Genomic DNA, 14,823 nt, shown 5'->3' on the forward strand with positions numbered 1-14,823 from the left:
CGGGGAAGCCCGGGAAGGGCCCGGCGGAGGGGGCCGGCGGGAGGCGGGCCCGCCGCGGGCGTGGTCCTATCGCCAGGCCGCCACCGTGCCGCGCACCGCCGCCACCGCCCGGTCCGCCTTCGCCGCGTCGGACCGTACCGAGCGGGCGAACTCCACGTGCAGGAACGGCACGTCCAGTTCGCCCGCCCTGCGCCCCTGCATGTTCGTCCGGCCCTCCAGCACACAGGTGCGCGCCCAGGCCCGGCACACCTCGAAGTCCCGGTCTCCCAGCGCCCGCGCCAGGCGGCGTCCGGTCTCGTGGTCCTCCTGGTCCGTGCCCCTGCCCGTGGAGACGATCACGTCGTAGTCCGGTTCCGTGCTGTTCGCGAAACCGTGCAGCTGGACGCCCGGCAGGCGGCGCTCCGCGAGTTCGGAGCAGACCGCGTGGAAGACCGTGTCCCGCCGGTGCGCGACATCCGCCGCGTCGCCCCGGCCCGCGTCCCGGTGCGCACCCGCGACCACGAGCACGCCGCCGGGCTGCCCGGTCAGCACGGCCGCCCCGAGCCGCTCGGTGCCCAGGTCCGCCACGGGGTGCGGAACCTGCACCGACCAGCGGGCCGGGGCGCCGAGGCCGACGTACACGCGGCCCCAGCCCCGGTTCGCCTCCCCCGCCGCGTCCGCGACCTCGGCGTACCGCCGCCCGGTGGCCCTGTCGGTGAGCGTACGGACTGCGAAATCGACCTCGGCGAGCTTGCGGTCCGCCTCCGCGTGCCGCCCGTCGACGAGGAGGCCGACGCCCTCGGCCACGGTGCGCCGCTCCACCCGGTTCGGCGGGCGGTAGCCGGAGTCCGCGACGACGTCCGAGGCGAAGGTGCCGATCCGGCGCTCCAGGTCGATCCCGGTCCGCGGCGATCGGGGGGAGTCCCTCTCGACGGCGCCGGAATTGCCCTTTTGCGAGGAAGTATTCATGGTGACAACCGTCACAGCCGCGGCTGCGACCAGCAGAGTTACCAGAATCGTTAGCTTCATGGTCGGGATCCGTGTCATAGGGCGGCGAAAATACCATCGTGATGAGACATCCCCACTTGCCCGGCATAACCCGCGCTGTCGCTCTTGGCCTCCTGGCGGCGACAGCGGCGGGGTGCGGCCTCCTGGACACGGACGACGCCGCCGGGCCGGCGGGCCCGCCCGCGTTCACCGTCGCCGCGGCGGGTGACATCCTCATCCACCCGCAGCTGACGGACCAGGCCCGCAAGGACGCCAAGGAAGCGGGCGGCAAGGGCAGTATCGACTTCGACCCGATCATGGCCGGGATCAAGCCCGTCATCAGCAAGGCCGACCTGGGCATCTGTCACTTCGAACCCGTCGTGAGCAAGCCGGACGGGCCGTTCCAGAGCTATCCGGACTTCCTCGTACCGCCGCAGATCACCACCGCGGTCAAGAACGCGGGCTACGACACCTGCTCGACCGCGTCGAACCACACGCTCGACCACGGCCCCGCCGGCGTGAAGCGCACGCTGGACGCTCTCGACGCGGCCGGCCTCAAGCACACCGGGTCCGCGCGCAACCGCGAGGAGGGCGAGAAGCCCCTCGTCCTCGACGTGAAGGGCGTCAAGGTCGCGCAGCTGTCGTACGCGTTCGGCTTCAACGGCCGTGAAGTGCCCGCGGACAAACCGTGGATCGTCAACCAGAACTCGTTCAAGGAGATCGCGGCTGCGGAGAAGGCGGCCCGCGAGGCCGGCGCCGAGGTGGTGATCCTCAGCATCCACTGGGGCCGTGAGCACCACCCGGACCCGAGCGCCCCGCAGCTGAAGCTGGCCCGCAGGCTCGCCCGGGAGACGGGCATCAACCTCGTCATCGGCCACCACGCGCATGTGGTGCAGCCGATGGAGAAGGTCGACGGCACCTGGGTCGCGTACGGCCTCGGCAATCAGCTCGCGCGCCACGACGTGCCCAGCGGCCTCACCGAGGAAGGCGCCATCGGCTGGTTCGAGTTCCGCAAGAAGGACGGTGACTGGGACGTGCAGGCGCGCTACGTGCCGACGTTCGTGACCATCCCGCCGGACCCCGACGAGTCGGCCGGAGCCGGCACGGAGGCGGCCGAGGGCGCCGGTGAGGTCCCCGGCGTGAAGGACCACCGCCTGGTCGACGTCGCCCAGGCGCTGCGCGACGGCAAGGACCTGTCGGACGAGGAACGGGCCCGCTACCGGCTCGCGTTCGAGCGCACCCAGGGCACCATGCTCAACCGGGGCGCCTCCAAGGACGGCCTGAGAGCACTCCAGGAACTGCCCGGCTGACGAAACGCAGACGTAACGCGCATCACACTGGGCGGATTTCGTACAACCTCCGCATGGCCTCATGGGTCATGACGCTTCGGCTGGGACTGTACGGCGTCACGCCTGACCCACGTGTCGCGCCCAGCACACCCAGCTCTCCCCTGTACCCGCTGTTGCCCAGAATCTGAAGGTGAACACTCATGGCCGCTTCGCCCGCGACGCGGCGGCGCAAGGTCCGTCGCCGGGCCGACATGTCGCTCCTGGGAGGCATACGCCCGCCCATCGCGGCCCTCTCGGCCCTGCTGCTCACCTTGGCGGGCATCACCGCCCTGGGACTCGGCAACACCGACCAGGACCGCGTGCCCAAGGCCGTACTGACGTCCCAGAAGCACTTCGCCGAGGACGGCGCCGTCGCGCTGCGCGCCTCGATCGACGAGAGCGTCACGGACCTCAACCGGACCGCCGGGCTCTTCAGCGCCTCGGAGCCGGTATCGCCCGACGCCGTACTCGACAAGATCGGCAACGTCTACCAGAAGTGGACGGGCACGGCCGTACTGGAGATCAAGTCCGGCAAGCTGCTCGCCGCCCGCGGTGAGAACGTGCCGGTCACCGCGATCGACACGTCCAAGCTCCGCGAGAAGGACGGGCTCAGCCCCCGCATGATCCGGCTGCGCAACGGCGAGACGCGGCTGCTCTCCTTCGCGCTGCTGTCCTGGGAGGGCAAGCCCCAGCAGCTGCTGATCGCCTCCAACAGCCTGCGCTTCCCCGGCATCGCGCTCGGCCAGTTCCGTGCCATCGCCGTCGTGGACACCGAGGGTCGCATCCTCAGCAGCGACGGCATCCCGGAGCCCGAGCAGGTCCTGACCGACCTCCAGCGCGACGGCGTGAAGCGGTCCAACAACCAGCTGGAGTCCTTCGCGAAGACCGCCGCCCTCCGCTCGGCGCAGCATCCGCTCAAGGCCAAGGAACCCGGTTCCGGGGGCTTCCTCGGTGTCAGCGGCAGCATGAGCGGCTCGTCCTTCCAGGGCGAACGCGCCGTGGCCGGGTACGCGACGCTGGCCGGCCCCGAGGCCGGTGAGAGCACCGTCGCCACCGGCCTCGGCCTCACCGTCGTCGCCATGGTCGAGGTGGCCGAGGACCCGACCCGTTCCGCCGGACCGCTGTTCGGCCTGCTCGCCGCCGGCGCGCTGTTCGTGATCGGCGCCCTGGCGGTGGCCCTTCTCCTCGGTACGGTCCAGCGGCCTCTGATCCGGCTGTTCCTGGAGAGCCGCCGCCTGACGCGCGGCGACCTGACCCGGCCGGTGACCGTCCCGTCGCACGGTGAGGCCTCCCGCATCGGCCACTCCCTGGAGCGGATACGGCGCCAGCTCCTCGGCGAGACCGCCGACTCCACCGCCGACCAGCGCCCGGGCAGGCGCGGCCGGTTCGGCAGCCGGGCGCTCATCGCGGTCTGCGCCGTGCTGCTGCTGGTCTGGTCCGGCCCGATGCTGCTGCTGCTCAACCGCGCCGGCTCCACCGTCGTCGTACCCGAACAGATGGTCAGCGACCAGCGCGAGCGCACCGAGACCCTGACCGACCGGGTGCGGCGCGCGCTCAACGAGGGCCACGCGGACCTCGTGTCCGTGGCGTCCCTGATCGGTGACCGCACCTCGCCCGAGGACATGAGGAAGGTCCTGGAGCGCACCCGCACCGAGCACCTCCGTTACGAGTCGCTGTACGTCCTGTCCGCCGACGGCAAGGTCCTCACCAGTGCCGGCGAGGAGCCGCGGGCGGAGTCCACCAAGGGCCTCGCCGAGCAGCAGCTCGGCGTGCTCAACGACTCGGGCAAGGAACCCGTCGTCGCCGGACAGGCCGAGATCCCGGGCCGTGACGGCGCGCGCGTGGTCGGTGAGTTCCGTATCGACTTCATCAACTCCCTGCTCAAGCGGCCCGGTCTCGGCCAGGTCAGGGTCGTCGACGAGAAGCGGCGGATCATCGGTGGCAACACCGGGTACCGCGCCTTCGACGAGCTCCCCGAGGACCGGCTCGACTCGTTCGTGGCGGGTGCCAACCAGAAGGCCGGGCTGAGCGCCCGCGCCAGCGGTGTCCTCTTCCGCGACGGCGGCGGTGACGGCGTGGAGCTCGCCGCGGCCGCGCCGTTCGTGGGCGGCGGAGCGGCGAAGTCGCTCGGCTGGACCGTCGTCAGCTGGCAGCCCGCCTCCGGCCTGGCCATCCCCGAGTACAGCCTCCAGAACCGCACCGTCCTGGCCGGACTGCTCGGCCTCACCGCGGCCGCGGCCTGCCTGGGCTGGCTGCACATCGTGGTCGTACGGCCGCTGCGGGAGCTCGCCCGGCAGTCCGAGGCACTCGCCGGCGGGGACCGCCGCACCGTCCTCTACCCGCGCCACCACGACGAGGTGGGCGCGGTCGTCCGCAGCCTGGAACTCCTGCGCCAGCAGCTCCAGGAGCAGCGCAAGCGGGACGGCGCCGCCACCACGGCGACCGCGACTACCACCGCCGGAAGGAACTGATCGGCGTGCTCTTCCTCTACACCGTCCTGCTGGTGTGCTGCGGCGTCCTGCTGGTCGCCGGCATCGTCGAGCAGCGGCGCCACTTCATCAACCTGGAGCGCATACCGTCCCGGGTGCTGGTCAACGGCATCCGCGGCAAGAGCTCCATCACCCGCCTGTGCGCGGGCGCGCTGCGCGGCGGCGACCTCGTCACCGTCGCCAAGACCACCGGCACCGCGGCCCGGTTCATCCACCCGGACGCCACCGAGGAGCCCGTCTACCGCAAGTTCGGGATCGCGAACGTGGTGGAGCAGATCGGCATCGTGCGGCGCGCCGCGGCGTACAACCCGGACGCCCTGGTGATCGAGTGCATGGCCGTCATGCCGGCCCTCCAGGAGATCAACCAGTCCAAGCTGATCCGGTCCACCATCGGCGTGCTGTGCAACGTCCGTGAGGACCACCTGGCCGAGATGGGCCCCACCCTCGACGACGTGGCGCGCTCGCTGTCGCGCTCCATGCCGGAGGGCGGCATCTGCGTCACGGCCGAGCAGGACCGCTTCCACATCCTCCAGGAGGAGGCGGACGCGCGTGACTGCAAGCTGGTCTACGCCGACCCGGAGACGGTCTCCGACGAGGAGCTGCGCGGCTTCAGCTGGTTCACCTTCAAGGAGAACGTCGCGATCGCGCTGACCGTCGCCGAGCTGCTGGGCGTGGAGCGCGAGACGGCGCTCAAGGGCATGTACGACGCGCCGCCGGACCCGGGTGTCCTCTCCGTCGAGCGGTACGTCACCCCCGACGGCAAGCGGCTGCGGTTCGCGAACGTCTTCGCGGCGAACGACCCCGAGTCGACGCTGATGAACATCAACCAGCTGCTGGACCTCGACGCCATCAGCCGGCCGCTGAACGTGGTCATCAACTGCCGGCCCGACCGGGTCGAGCGCAACGGCCAGATGGGCGCGATCATCCCGGACCTCCAGCCGGACAAGGTCTTCGTGATCGGCCACCCGGCGAAGAGCGCCATCGACGCGATCCCCGCGCAGTGGCGCGACCGGGCGGTCGACCTCGGCGGTGACCGGCGTGCGGCGGACGAGTTCATGGGCCAGTTGCTCGGTGAGCTCGGCCCGGATTCCTCGCTGGTCGCGATCGGCAACATCCACGGGCAGGGCGAGGTGCTCCTGGAGCACCTCGCCGAGCTCCCGGCGGACGAGACGCCGGCCGACCCCTCCGCCGGTACGCCCGCCGGCCCCTCCGCCGGTACGCCGGCCGCCGCCCGGACGCCCGCGCGGCAGCAGCCGGTCCGGGACGACGAGACGCTGGCCCTCCAGCAGTACCAGCCGTACATCGACCCCTACCAGCCCTACTCGGAGGCGTACGAGGCGCGCTACCAGCAGCAGCAGCTGCCGCCCGTCCCGTACCAGTCCGAGCAGTACCCGTCCGGGCCGTATCCGCCGGAGCAGTACCCGGCGGGCGGGTCGCACCCGTCCGAGCCGCGGCAGTCCGCCCTGTACCAGTCCGCGCCGCCGGAGCCCACGCACCAGCGGCCCGTACCGCAGCGGCGCCGCCCCGACGGCGACGACGACGGCACGCCGGGCCTTCCCGCGCCCACCGCACCACCCACCACACCGCGGCCACAACCCCAGCGCGGCATGTTCGAGCCGGTCCGGCCGGTGACCGAGGCCCAGCAGCAGAACCCAGGAGAACCCCGTTGATCCCGTCCGTACTCACGCCTGAGATCGCCGCGATCGGCATCGCGCTGGGCCTGATGTTCTCGCTGGTCTGCTACCTGACGACCAACCTCTCCCCCGGTGGCATGATCACCCCGGGCTGGCTGGCCCTGACGCTCGTCGAGGACCTCCAGCGCGCGGCCATGGTCGTCGGCGTCACCGTCCTGACGTACGTCGCCACCCTCGGAGTCCAGCGCGTCGTCATCCTCTACGGAAAGCGGCTGTTCTCCACCGTCGTCCTCACCGGCGTCCTCTTCCAGGGCACCTTGATGATCATCCTGTCGATGGAATTCCCGCTGATGTACACCAATCAGACGCTCGGCTTCATCGTCCCCGGCCTGATCGCCTATCAGCTCGTCCGCCAGCCCAAGGGCGCGACCCTGCTCGCCACCGGTTCGGTGACGCTCATGGCGTACGTCGTCCTCACCGCCGGAATCCTCCTCGGCGCGCTGCCGTCCGTCTGACCGCCGCCCCCGCCCCCCTCGGAGCTGAACCTCATGAGTGCCAAGACCAAGCGCGGCCCCCGTCGGGTGCTGCACGCCGCCACCGTGATCGCGCTGCTCGCCGGCAGCGCGTACCTCACCGTGGAGCTCCGCAAGGAGGAGCAGGCCAAGGCCCCCGCCGTCCAGGCGGTCACCGACACACCGGCGCTGAAGTCGTCGGGCGCGGGCCTGACGTCGTCGGGCAAGCAGACCTGGGAACGGCTGCAGAGCCCCGCGCGCACGGTCCTGCGCGGGGAGGCCGGCGCGGTCCTGGCCACCTTCACCGACGACGCCCGCACCGCCACGCTCACCGGCCCCAGCCGCACCTTCACCGAGCCCACGACCACCAAGTCCCGGATCGTCACCGAGGACTGGGTGCGGCTGATGCCGGAGCCGTGGCACAAGGGCGCCGAGAAGGAGCAGTGGTTCAAGGACTGGTTCAAGGAGTTCTTCGGCAGCAAGGAGGACGACCTCTTCGCGATCGCCTTCCAGTACGTCGACCAGGCCCCCGTGAAGAAGGACTCCGAGGGCATCTCGTACGCCGGTGACGCCAGCTTCGGCCCGATCAACCCCGAAGGCACCCCGGGCAACGACTACCGCCTGGAGGAGTCCGACTTCTACGACTACCTCGGCATCCCGTACACCTTCCGCAACGGCACCACGATGCAGCCCGAAGCGATGCGGGCCCGTTCCATGGACTGCTCGGGCTTCATCCGTACCGTCTTCGGCTACCGGGGCCGTTTCCCGCTGATGGCCACCGACAAGCTCGGCGACGGCCTGCCGCGCACCGCCAACGGCATGGCCCGTTCCGAGCTGGGTGCGGACGTCATCGGACTGAAGGGTGTGGACGCCGGGTCCCGGCCGAAGTCCATCGACGTCCTGCAACCGGGCGACCTGGTCTTCTTCAAGCTCGACGAGCGCACCAAGGACCGGCTCGACCACGTCGGCATCTTCATGGGCCACGACACCGACGGGCACAAGATCTTCGTGTCGAGCCGCGAAGAGGTCAACGGGCCGACCATCGGTGACAAGGGCGGCACGTCGCGCCTGGACGGCAACGGCTACTACGCGAGCACGCTGCGCAGCGCGAAGCGCGTCTAGGGGCGGGCCCGGTCCGCGCCCGGCTCGGCTCCTCCTCCGGCGCCCGGCGCGGCTCCTCCGGCGGCGCTCAGCGCAGCTCCTCCGGACAGGCCGTGCCCCGCGTCAGCCCGTAGGGGGCCGCCAGCCGGTACACGCCGGGAGCGGGGGCGAGGAGCTGTGTCCACTCGTCCCCCGCCGCGTCCTCGTCCGCCTTCATCAGGCAGCCGTTCGGGTTGGTGAACGTCCGGTCCGCCGCATCTCCCCGGGCCTTCGACTCCGGGGTCTCGGCCGGCGGTTCGACGCGCTCGCCCTCGGCGTCGACCAGGCCCAGCCACGGCGAGTACGGGATACGGATCAGCACCCGGCCCGCGCTCTTCACCCGGATCGTCAGCTCGCCCGCGCCCGCGCGGTCCACCGTCGCGGGCGGGTCGGCCAGCGGCGTCGGGTCCTCGACCCGGAAGAGCCGCCAGTTGGCGTCGCCCCAGACCTGCTTCAGGTAGGGCAGGCCGGAGCGCACGAGCTCGTACTCCTGGGTGGCTCCGCTCCGGTCCGGGGCGCCCTCGGGCAGTACGACGTAGTGCACGGCCCAGCGGTACAGCCACTCCCGGTAGGTGTCGGAGCGGAGCGTGTCGTCGTAGAAGAGGGGGTTGCGCTCCATGTCGGCCTGCCGGTTCCAGCCGCGCGCGAGATTGACGTACGGGGCGAGCGCGGAGGCCTCCCGGTGGCTGCTGGCCGGGACCACCTCGACCCGGCCCTTCTCCGCGCCGGCCTCCTGCAACTGGTTGACCAGCGGCGCGAGTTCCCGCGCCCAGGACGCCGTCGGGGCGGTACGGACGATGTCGTCGACGCTCTTGAAGCCGATCCAGGCGTTGAAGCCGGCGAAGGCGACCACGAGGGCGTACCACTTGGCGGTGCGGGGCACGGCGAACGGCAGCGCCGCCAGCAGGACGACGCCCCCGAACACCATCGCCAGGCGCGACACGTTGCTGCCGATCTGCGAGTCGATCAGCCAGGTCAGGAGCACTCCGACGGAGTAGACGGCGGCTCCCGTCCGTACCGTCTTCCAGTCCTCGGGCACGAGCACGAGGACCAGCACGCCGCACAGGAACGGCAGCGAAGCCGTCCCGAAGGACATCGGCTGCGTACCGGAGAACGGGAACAGCCAGGACGACAGGGCGACGACGGCGACCGGCGCGAGGCCGAGCGCGTAGGCACCGGGGCGCCGCTTGTTGAGGAACAGCGCCGCCGCGACGACACCGAGGAACAGGCCCGCGACCGGGCTGCTCGCCGTCGCGAGACCGGCCAGCGGCGCGGCGACGGCCGCCTTCGCCCACCGGTTCGCGGCCCAGCGGCGCGGCCAGCAGAACACCGCGGCGACCGCGCCGAGCGCGAACATCATGCCGAGGCCGAAGGTGACGCGCCCCGACAGGGCGTTGCAGAGGAAGGCGAAGACCCCGGCGAGCGAGCACCACAGGGGGTTGCGGACCGCCTTGACGCGGACCAGGATCAGCGCGGTCAGGGCGGCCGACACGGTGCCGACGATCATCATCGTCGTACGGACGCCGAGGACCGACATCAGGTACGGCGAGACCACGCTGTACGACACGGGGTGCATCCCGCCGTACCAGGCGAGGTTGTACGCGGAGTCGGGGTGACGGCCGACGAACTCGGCCCAGGCGTCCTGCGCGGCGAGGTCGCCGCCGCTGTTCGCGAAGAAGAAGAACCAGACGACGTGGGCCACAGCGGCGGCGGCCGTCGCGATCGTCACGGGGTGCCGGAGGACGTGGCGGAGGCGGTCGTCGTCCCGGGCGGGGGACGCGGGCCCGGGTCCGGGACCGGGACCGGGGCCGGGGCCGGGGCCGGTGCTCCGGGGCGTGGACACCGGTGTGCGGCGTGGTGCCGCACCGTCCGGTGTGCCGCTCCGTGTACCGCCGCTCCGCGGGCCGGAGTTTCTGCTGTCCTCGTCCTCGCCCATGGCGCGCGTGGGCTCAGCGGTGGTCATTACTGCTCTCCCCAGTCTTCCCGGGTACCGAAAACCCCCGACGTGCACAAGGACGCCGTCCCCGCGTCCCGCAGTTGCCCGGACGCTAACACGGAGCGCACGTGGCGCTGCCGCCGGTTCCCGCGACCGGCGGCAGCGCTTCACTCATGGCCCGGGCGTCAGCCGACGCGGGTCAGCCTGGCGCCGAAGTCCGGCTCGGCCAGGTCCTTCTGGAGCTCGACCGGGACCTTCACCTGGCTGGCCCCCTCGCCCACGGTCAGCATGCCGACCTCGGTCCCGGCCGCGGCCGAGTGGGGAACGGCCGATCCGCCGTCGGACAGTTCGAGCTTCACCTCCAGGCCCGCCCAGCCGACCGCCTTGACGTCCTTGGCCGCGACGACCGGCGTCGTACCGCCCAGCCCGTCGTCGACCGTGCCGACCACGTCGCCCTTCTTCACGAGCGTGCGCGAGGTCAGCGCGTCCTGCGTGGCGAGCATCAGTTCCTTGCTCGCCGCGATGGCGGTGTCGAGGATCGACGGGGTGTGCTGGGCGAGGACCGCACCGACGATCAGCTGGTCGGTCTCACCGACCATCTTGTGCGCGGCGAACAGCAGGTTGCCGCCGGCCTTCGTCGTGCTGCCGGTCTTGATGCCGAGCGCGCCGTCGTACGGAACGAGACCGTTCCAGTTGGGCCAGCTCTTGCCCGAGGGGTCCGTCCAGGACGGCAGCTTGGTGATGTCCATGAGCGCCGGGATCTCCACCAGCTTCAGACCGAGCTTCACCTGGTCCTCGGCCGTGCTCACCGTCGTCGCGTTGAGACCGGACGGGTCGGTGTACGTGGTGTTCGTCATCTTGAGGTCCTTGGCGGCGTCGTTCATCTTCTCGACGAACGCCTCCTCGGAACCCGCGTCCCAGCGCGCGAGCTGGCGCGCGATGTTGTTCGCGGACGGAATCATGATGGCCGCGAGCGCGTCGCGCAGGGTGAGCTTGTCACCCTCCTTGACGGTGTTGAGCGTGGACTCGTTGTCCGTCTTGTCCAGCTGCCCCTCGGACTCGCCCTTCGCGTCGATCTCGATCGACGGGCCGTTCTCGCCCCTCTTCAGCGGGTGCTCCTTGAGGATGACGTACGCCGTCATGGCCTTCGTCACACTGGCGATCGGTACGGGCGTCTGCTCGCCGGACGAGCCCAGGGAGCCCGCCCCCGACGCCGCCATGAACGCCTGGCCCTTCTCGGGCCACGGCAGCGAGGGCTTCTCGCCGTCGAACGTGTACGTCTGCTCCGCGGTCATGGTCAGCTGCGGCTCCGGCAGCGGGCGCACGGCCTGCACGACGGCGAAGACGACCACCAGCAGGAGGACCAGCGGCGTCCAGATCTTGACCCGCCGCACGGCGACCCTGACCGGCGTCTCCGGCGGTGGCGGGGTGTTCGTCAGCTCGGCGAGCAGGTCGAGCGGCGGCCTGGGCGGCAACGGCTGCTGCCGGGTGCGCTCGGCCTCCGGAAGGGGCGCGGTCGCGGCGGGCGTGGTGGGTGCGGCGGGCGCGGCGGAGGCAGCCGGCGCGGCCGGGGTGCTGCGCGGCCGTCCGGCCGGCGGCCGGACGGTGTCCGGCTTCAGCGGCACGAACTTGCTGGTGCGCTCGGCGGCGGACTCGGGCCTGCTGACGGTCTTCAGCGCGGTGGTCGGCTGGTCCACGGCCTGGCGCGGCCGCACGGCCTTGAACACCGCCGTCGCCTGGTCCGTCCCGTCGCCGGAACCGCCCTCGGCTCCTTCCGGCGCCCGGTCCCGCTCGACCTCTCCGGACTTACCGGCCTTAACGGCCTTATCGCCTTTACCGTCCTTGTCGGGTGTGTCGGGTGTGTCGGGTGTGTCGGGTGTGTCGGATTCGGAGGAGTCGGCCGTGGGCTCGTCGGCGTCCACACCGGCCCGCGCGCCCTCGTCCACCGGCGGCTCGTCGGCGTCGCCCTCGTCGCCCTCGCCGGCGTCACCCTCGGCCTCGGCCCGCGACGGCTCGTCGCCGCCTGCTGCCGCGACCGCTTCGTCCGCGTCGGCCGCCTCGCCACCGTGGACCTCGGCCTCGGCCTCGGCCTCGCTCTCAGCTTCGGCTTCCCCCTCGGCCTCGGCCTCGTCGGCGGCCGGGGCCGCACCCGACGGGTCCTTGTCCTCCGCGTCCTCGGTCGCCACCCACGCCGCCACCGCCGCCCGAAGGCGTGCGTCGCCCTCCGGCGCGTCCGGCGAGGCGTCCGGCACCTCTGGGCCGCCCGGCGCGTCCGACGCGCCCTCCGCCCCCTTCAGGGCCTTGCCCGGGGCCTCCTCGGAGGTCTCCTCGACCTCCGCGGAAACCTTTCCGGCCTCCTCAGGAGCCTTCGGCTCCTCCGGTTCCGTTTTCGTGGGCATCTTGAAGACCGCCGTCGGCTGGTCCACGCGGCCGCGGCCTTCCGGCTCCGGCTTCGCAGCCGGTTCGGCCGGACCGGCCGGTTCCCGGAAAACGGCGAGCCGCGGATCGTGCTCGCCCGGGGCCGTACCCACCGACGACTTCCGCTGCTCCGACTTGTCGGGGGACTCGCCCGCCACCGATGCCTCCTTCATACGCGCTTGCGCATACGCCCGCTGTCCGATGTCCGAACCATGTACCAGTGTCCTGTCTGAGACCCGGACTTCCTCGCTAGACGAGAACGACATACCTTCCGGTTCCCGTACATAGCACCCAGGCGCTCTCGACAGATGAATGTGAGAGGGGTCACCCTGTCATTCATCCACGCGGGGAGGCATGGATGGGCAGGAGCCGCAGAACACTTCCGGAGGAGCTTCTGCTGCTCGCTCTGGACCCGACCACGGGTACCACAGCGCAGCCGCAGTCGCTCGACCTCGGCCTGGCCGGGGCACAGCTAGTAGAGCTGGCTCTGGCAGGACGGATAGCCCCAGACGGGGATCGTATCGCCGTGGTGATGGCACGGCCGACAGGAGATCCGACACTGGACTCCGCACTGGAGCTGCTGCGCAGGCGCGGCAGCCCGGTCCGGGCGGTCCACTGGATAGGCGGGCCCCGGCTGGGGCTCCGCCAGACGTATCTCTCGCATCTGGAACGGTGCGGCATGGTGCATGCCGTGGCGGGGCAGATGTGCGGGGTGCTGCCGACGACTCGCTACCAGGCGACGGAATCGGTGATCTGCCGGGAGATCAGGACCCGGCTGGACAACGCGATCCGCACCGGCGTACCGCCGGACCCGCGGACCGCGGCGCTCGCCGCGCTCGCTCACGCAGTGGGACTCGGCAAGCACCTCTACCCCGGCAACGAGGGGCGCTCATCACGCTCCCGCCTCCGGGATCTGATCAGGCACGACCCCATGGGCGGACTCGTGGCGCACGCCGTGATGGACGTCCAGAACGGTGCGGCCGCACAGCCCCGCCGAGCACCCGCAGCGGGAGGCCGGCCACAGCCGTCCGTACCGATGCAATCGCAGTCTCCGCCGCATGCGCAGTCGCGCCGCGACGGCATGACGCGCCTCGCGGCGCACTGAGCCGGGCCGCAGTACCAGCACCGCCCGGGCAGCACCCGCAAGACCAGCACCGATGCCGCACCGACGTCCCCAAGACCCGGTTCGGGAGCCGCACCGAAGCGCGCGGGGTGGTGGGCCGGCCGTCCAGACCTTCCTGGACCGGACGGGCCGCCACCCCGCGCGTTCGCGTCGGCACCGCTTGTGGTCATTTCCCAGCGCGGCGGCGAGCAATGGTGGCAGTCTGCTGAGCAGTAGAGCGTGCAAGCGGTACAGCCGTACATACGCACAACGCACTCAGCCGGAGGTGCAGTTCCCGTGGCGTCCAACGTCAATCCCACCGTCAGGCGACGCCGATTGGGCCAGGAGCTCCGCCGGCTCCGCGAGCTGAAGGGCATGACGGCCGAGGAGGTCGCGGAGCGCCTGCTGGTCTCCCAGTCGAAGATCAGCCGCCTCGAGAACGGTCGCCGCTCCATCAGCCAGCGCGACGTGCGCGACCTGTGCGGGGTGTACGAGGTCGAGGACCACCGGATCGTCGACTCGCTGATGCAGATGGCCAAGGACTCCCGCCAGCAGGGCTGGTGGCACGCCTTCGGCGACATCCCGTACAGCGTCTACATCGGTCTGGAGACGGACGCCGCCTCACTGCGCGTGTACGACCCCCAGATCGTTCCCGGCCTGCTCCAGACCCCCCGGTACGCCGAGGCGCTCATCACCGGCGCGCTGCCCGAGACGGCGGCCGGCGACGTCGAGAAGCGGGTCAACGTCAGACTGCGCCGGCAGGAGCGCGTCCTCTCCGCCGAGCAGCCGCTGCGCCTGTGGGCCGTCATCGACGAGGCCGCGCTGCGCCGCGTCGTCGGGGACAGGCAGCTGATGCGGGAGCAGCTGGAGCACCTGGTGGAGCAGTCCCAGTTCCCCCATGTGACGGTCCAGATACTCCCGTTCGACATGGGCGCGCACCCCGGCATCAGCGGTCATTACGCGATCCTGGAGTTCCCGGACGCGGCGGACTCCAGCGTGGTCTACATCGAGGGGGTCACGAGCGACCTCTACCTGGAGAAGGCGAACGACGTCCAGAAGTACAGCGTGATGTACGAGCATCTGCGCGCCCAGGCGCTGAACGTCGAGGCCTCGCGGCAGTTCATCGCGGACATCGCGAAGGAGTACGCCCGCTGAACCAGGGGGCCCGCCGGAGGAATCGGAACGGTACACCTTGGCCGTCCCGCAGCGGAAGGCCCTCATGGGATATGCCATCCGGTCGAGTGAACGGCCGCTTCGGGCGGGGGCGTTCGCGAGTAGCGTCGCTCCCGCCGGCAAGA

The 14,823-nt window shown here is 71.3% G+C and carries 10 protein-coding genes; 7 read left to right on the forward strand and 3 right to left on the reverse strand.

What is annotated here, in order from left to right; genetic code table 11:
• Nucleotides 1-66: 66 nt before the first annotated feature.
• Nucleotides 67-948: a hypothetical protein gene (locus ACWD0Y_RS01920; RefSeq protein WP_450258527.1), complete on the reverse strand. Its 882-nt coding sequence runs from the start codon at nt 946-948 to the stop codon at nt 67-69.
• A 101-nt stretch (nt 949-1,049) separates the two neighbouring features.
• Here ACWD0Y_RS01920 and ACWD0Y_RS01925 point away from each other — a divergent pair, with 101 nt between their 5' ends.
• The 5 genes from ACWD0Y_RS01925 (at nt 1,050) to ACWD0Y_RS01945 (ending at nt 8,051) form a co-directional block, all read left to right on the forward strand.
• The gene (locus ACWD0Y_RS01925) at nt 1,050-2,276 is read left to right on the forward strand and encodes a CapA family protein (protein WP_450258528.1); all 1,227 of its coding nucleotides are present in this window, start codon (nt 1,050-1,052) and stop codon (nt 2,274-2,276) included.
• Between the two features lie 179 nt (nt 2,277-2,455).
• A complete protein-coding gene (locus tag ACWD0Y_RS01930) occupies nt 2,456-4,765 on the forward strand; it encodes a HAMP domain-containing protein (protein WP_450258529.1) in 2,310 nt (769 codons plus the stop codon).
• 5 nt (nt 4,766-4,770) lie between these two features.
• Entirely contained in the window at nt 4,771-6,453 is a 1,683-nt protein-coding gene (gene pgsB / locus ACWD0Y_RS01935) for a poly-gamma-glutamate synthase PgsB (RefSeq protein WP_450258530.1), read from the forward strand.
• Nucleotides 6,450-6,932, forward strand: a complete 483-nt coding sequence (locus ACWD0Y_RS01940; RefSeq protein ID WP_344496825.1) for a poly-gamma-glutamate biosynthesis protein PgsC/CapC — start codon at nt 6,450-6,452, stop codon at nt 6,930-6,932. The genes pgsB and ACWD0Y_RS01940 overlap by 4 nt, the downstream gene beginning before the upstream one ends.
• A gap of 33 nt (nt 6,933-6,965) precedes the next feature.
• Nucleotides 6,966-8,051 carry a C40 family peptidase gene (locus tag ACWD0Y_RS01945; protein ID WP_450258531.1) on the forward strand — a complete coding sequence of 362 codons (1,086 nt, stop codon included), beginning with the start codon at nt 6,966-6,968 and terminating at the stop codon, nt 8,049-8,051.
• Between the two features lie 67 nt (nt 8,052-8,118).
• On the opposite strand, the gene ACWD0Y_RS01950 is transcribed toward ACWD0Y_RS01945, so the two are convergent.
• Together ACWD0Y_RS01950 and ACWD0Y_RS01955 are read right to left on the reverse strand one after the other, a co-directional pair.
• A complete protein-coding gene (locus ACWD0Y_RS01950; RefSeq protein WP_450258532.1) occupies nt 8,119-10,032 on the reverse strand; it encodes an MFS transporter in 1,914 nt (637 codons plus the stop codon).
• Between the two features lie 158 nt (nt 10,033-10,190).
• Nucleotides 10,191-12,581, reverse strand: coding sequence for a hypothetical protein (locus ACWD0Y_RS01955; protein WP_450258533.1), 2,391 nt, complete (start codon nt 12,579-12,581; stop codon nt 10,191-10,193).
• Between the two features lie 200 nt (nt 12,582-12,781).
• On the opposite strand from ACWD0Y_RS01955, the gene ACWD0Y_RS01960 reads away from it, so the two are divergent.
• Nucleotides 12,782-13,528 (forward strand): GOLPH3/VPS74 family protein, encoded by a 747-nt coding sequence (locus tag ACWD0Y_RS01960; protein ID WP_450258534.1) that lies wholly within the window; start codon nt 12,782-12,784, stop codon nt 13,526-13,528.
• A 294-nt stretch (nt 13,529-13,822) separates the two neighbouring features.
• On the forward strand, nt 13,823-14,680 hold the full coding sequence (locus tag ACWD0Y_RS01965; protein ID WP_450258535.1) for a helix-turn-helix domain-containing protein: 858 nt from the start codon (nt 13,823-13,825) through the stop codon (nt 14,678-14,680).
• The last annotated feature ends 143 nt before the right edge of the window (nt 14,681-14,823 follow it).

The sequence above is a fragment of the Streptomyces altiplanensis genome, assembly GCF_053591575.1.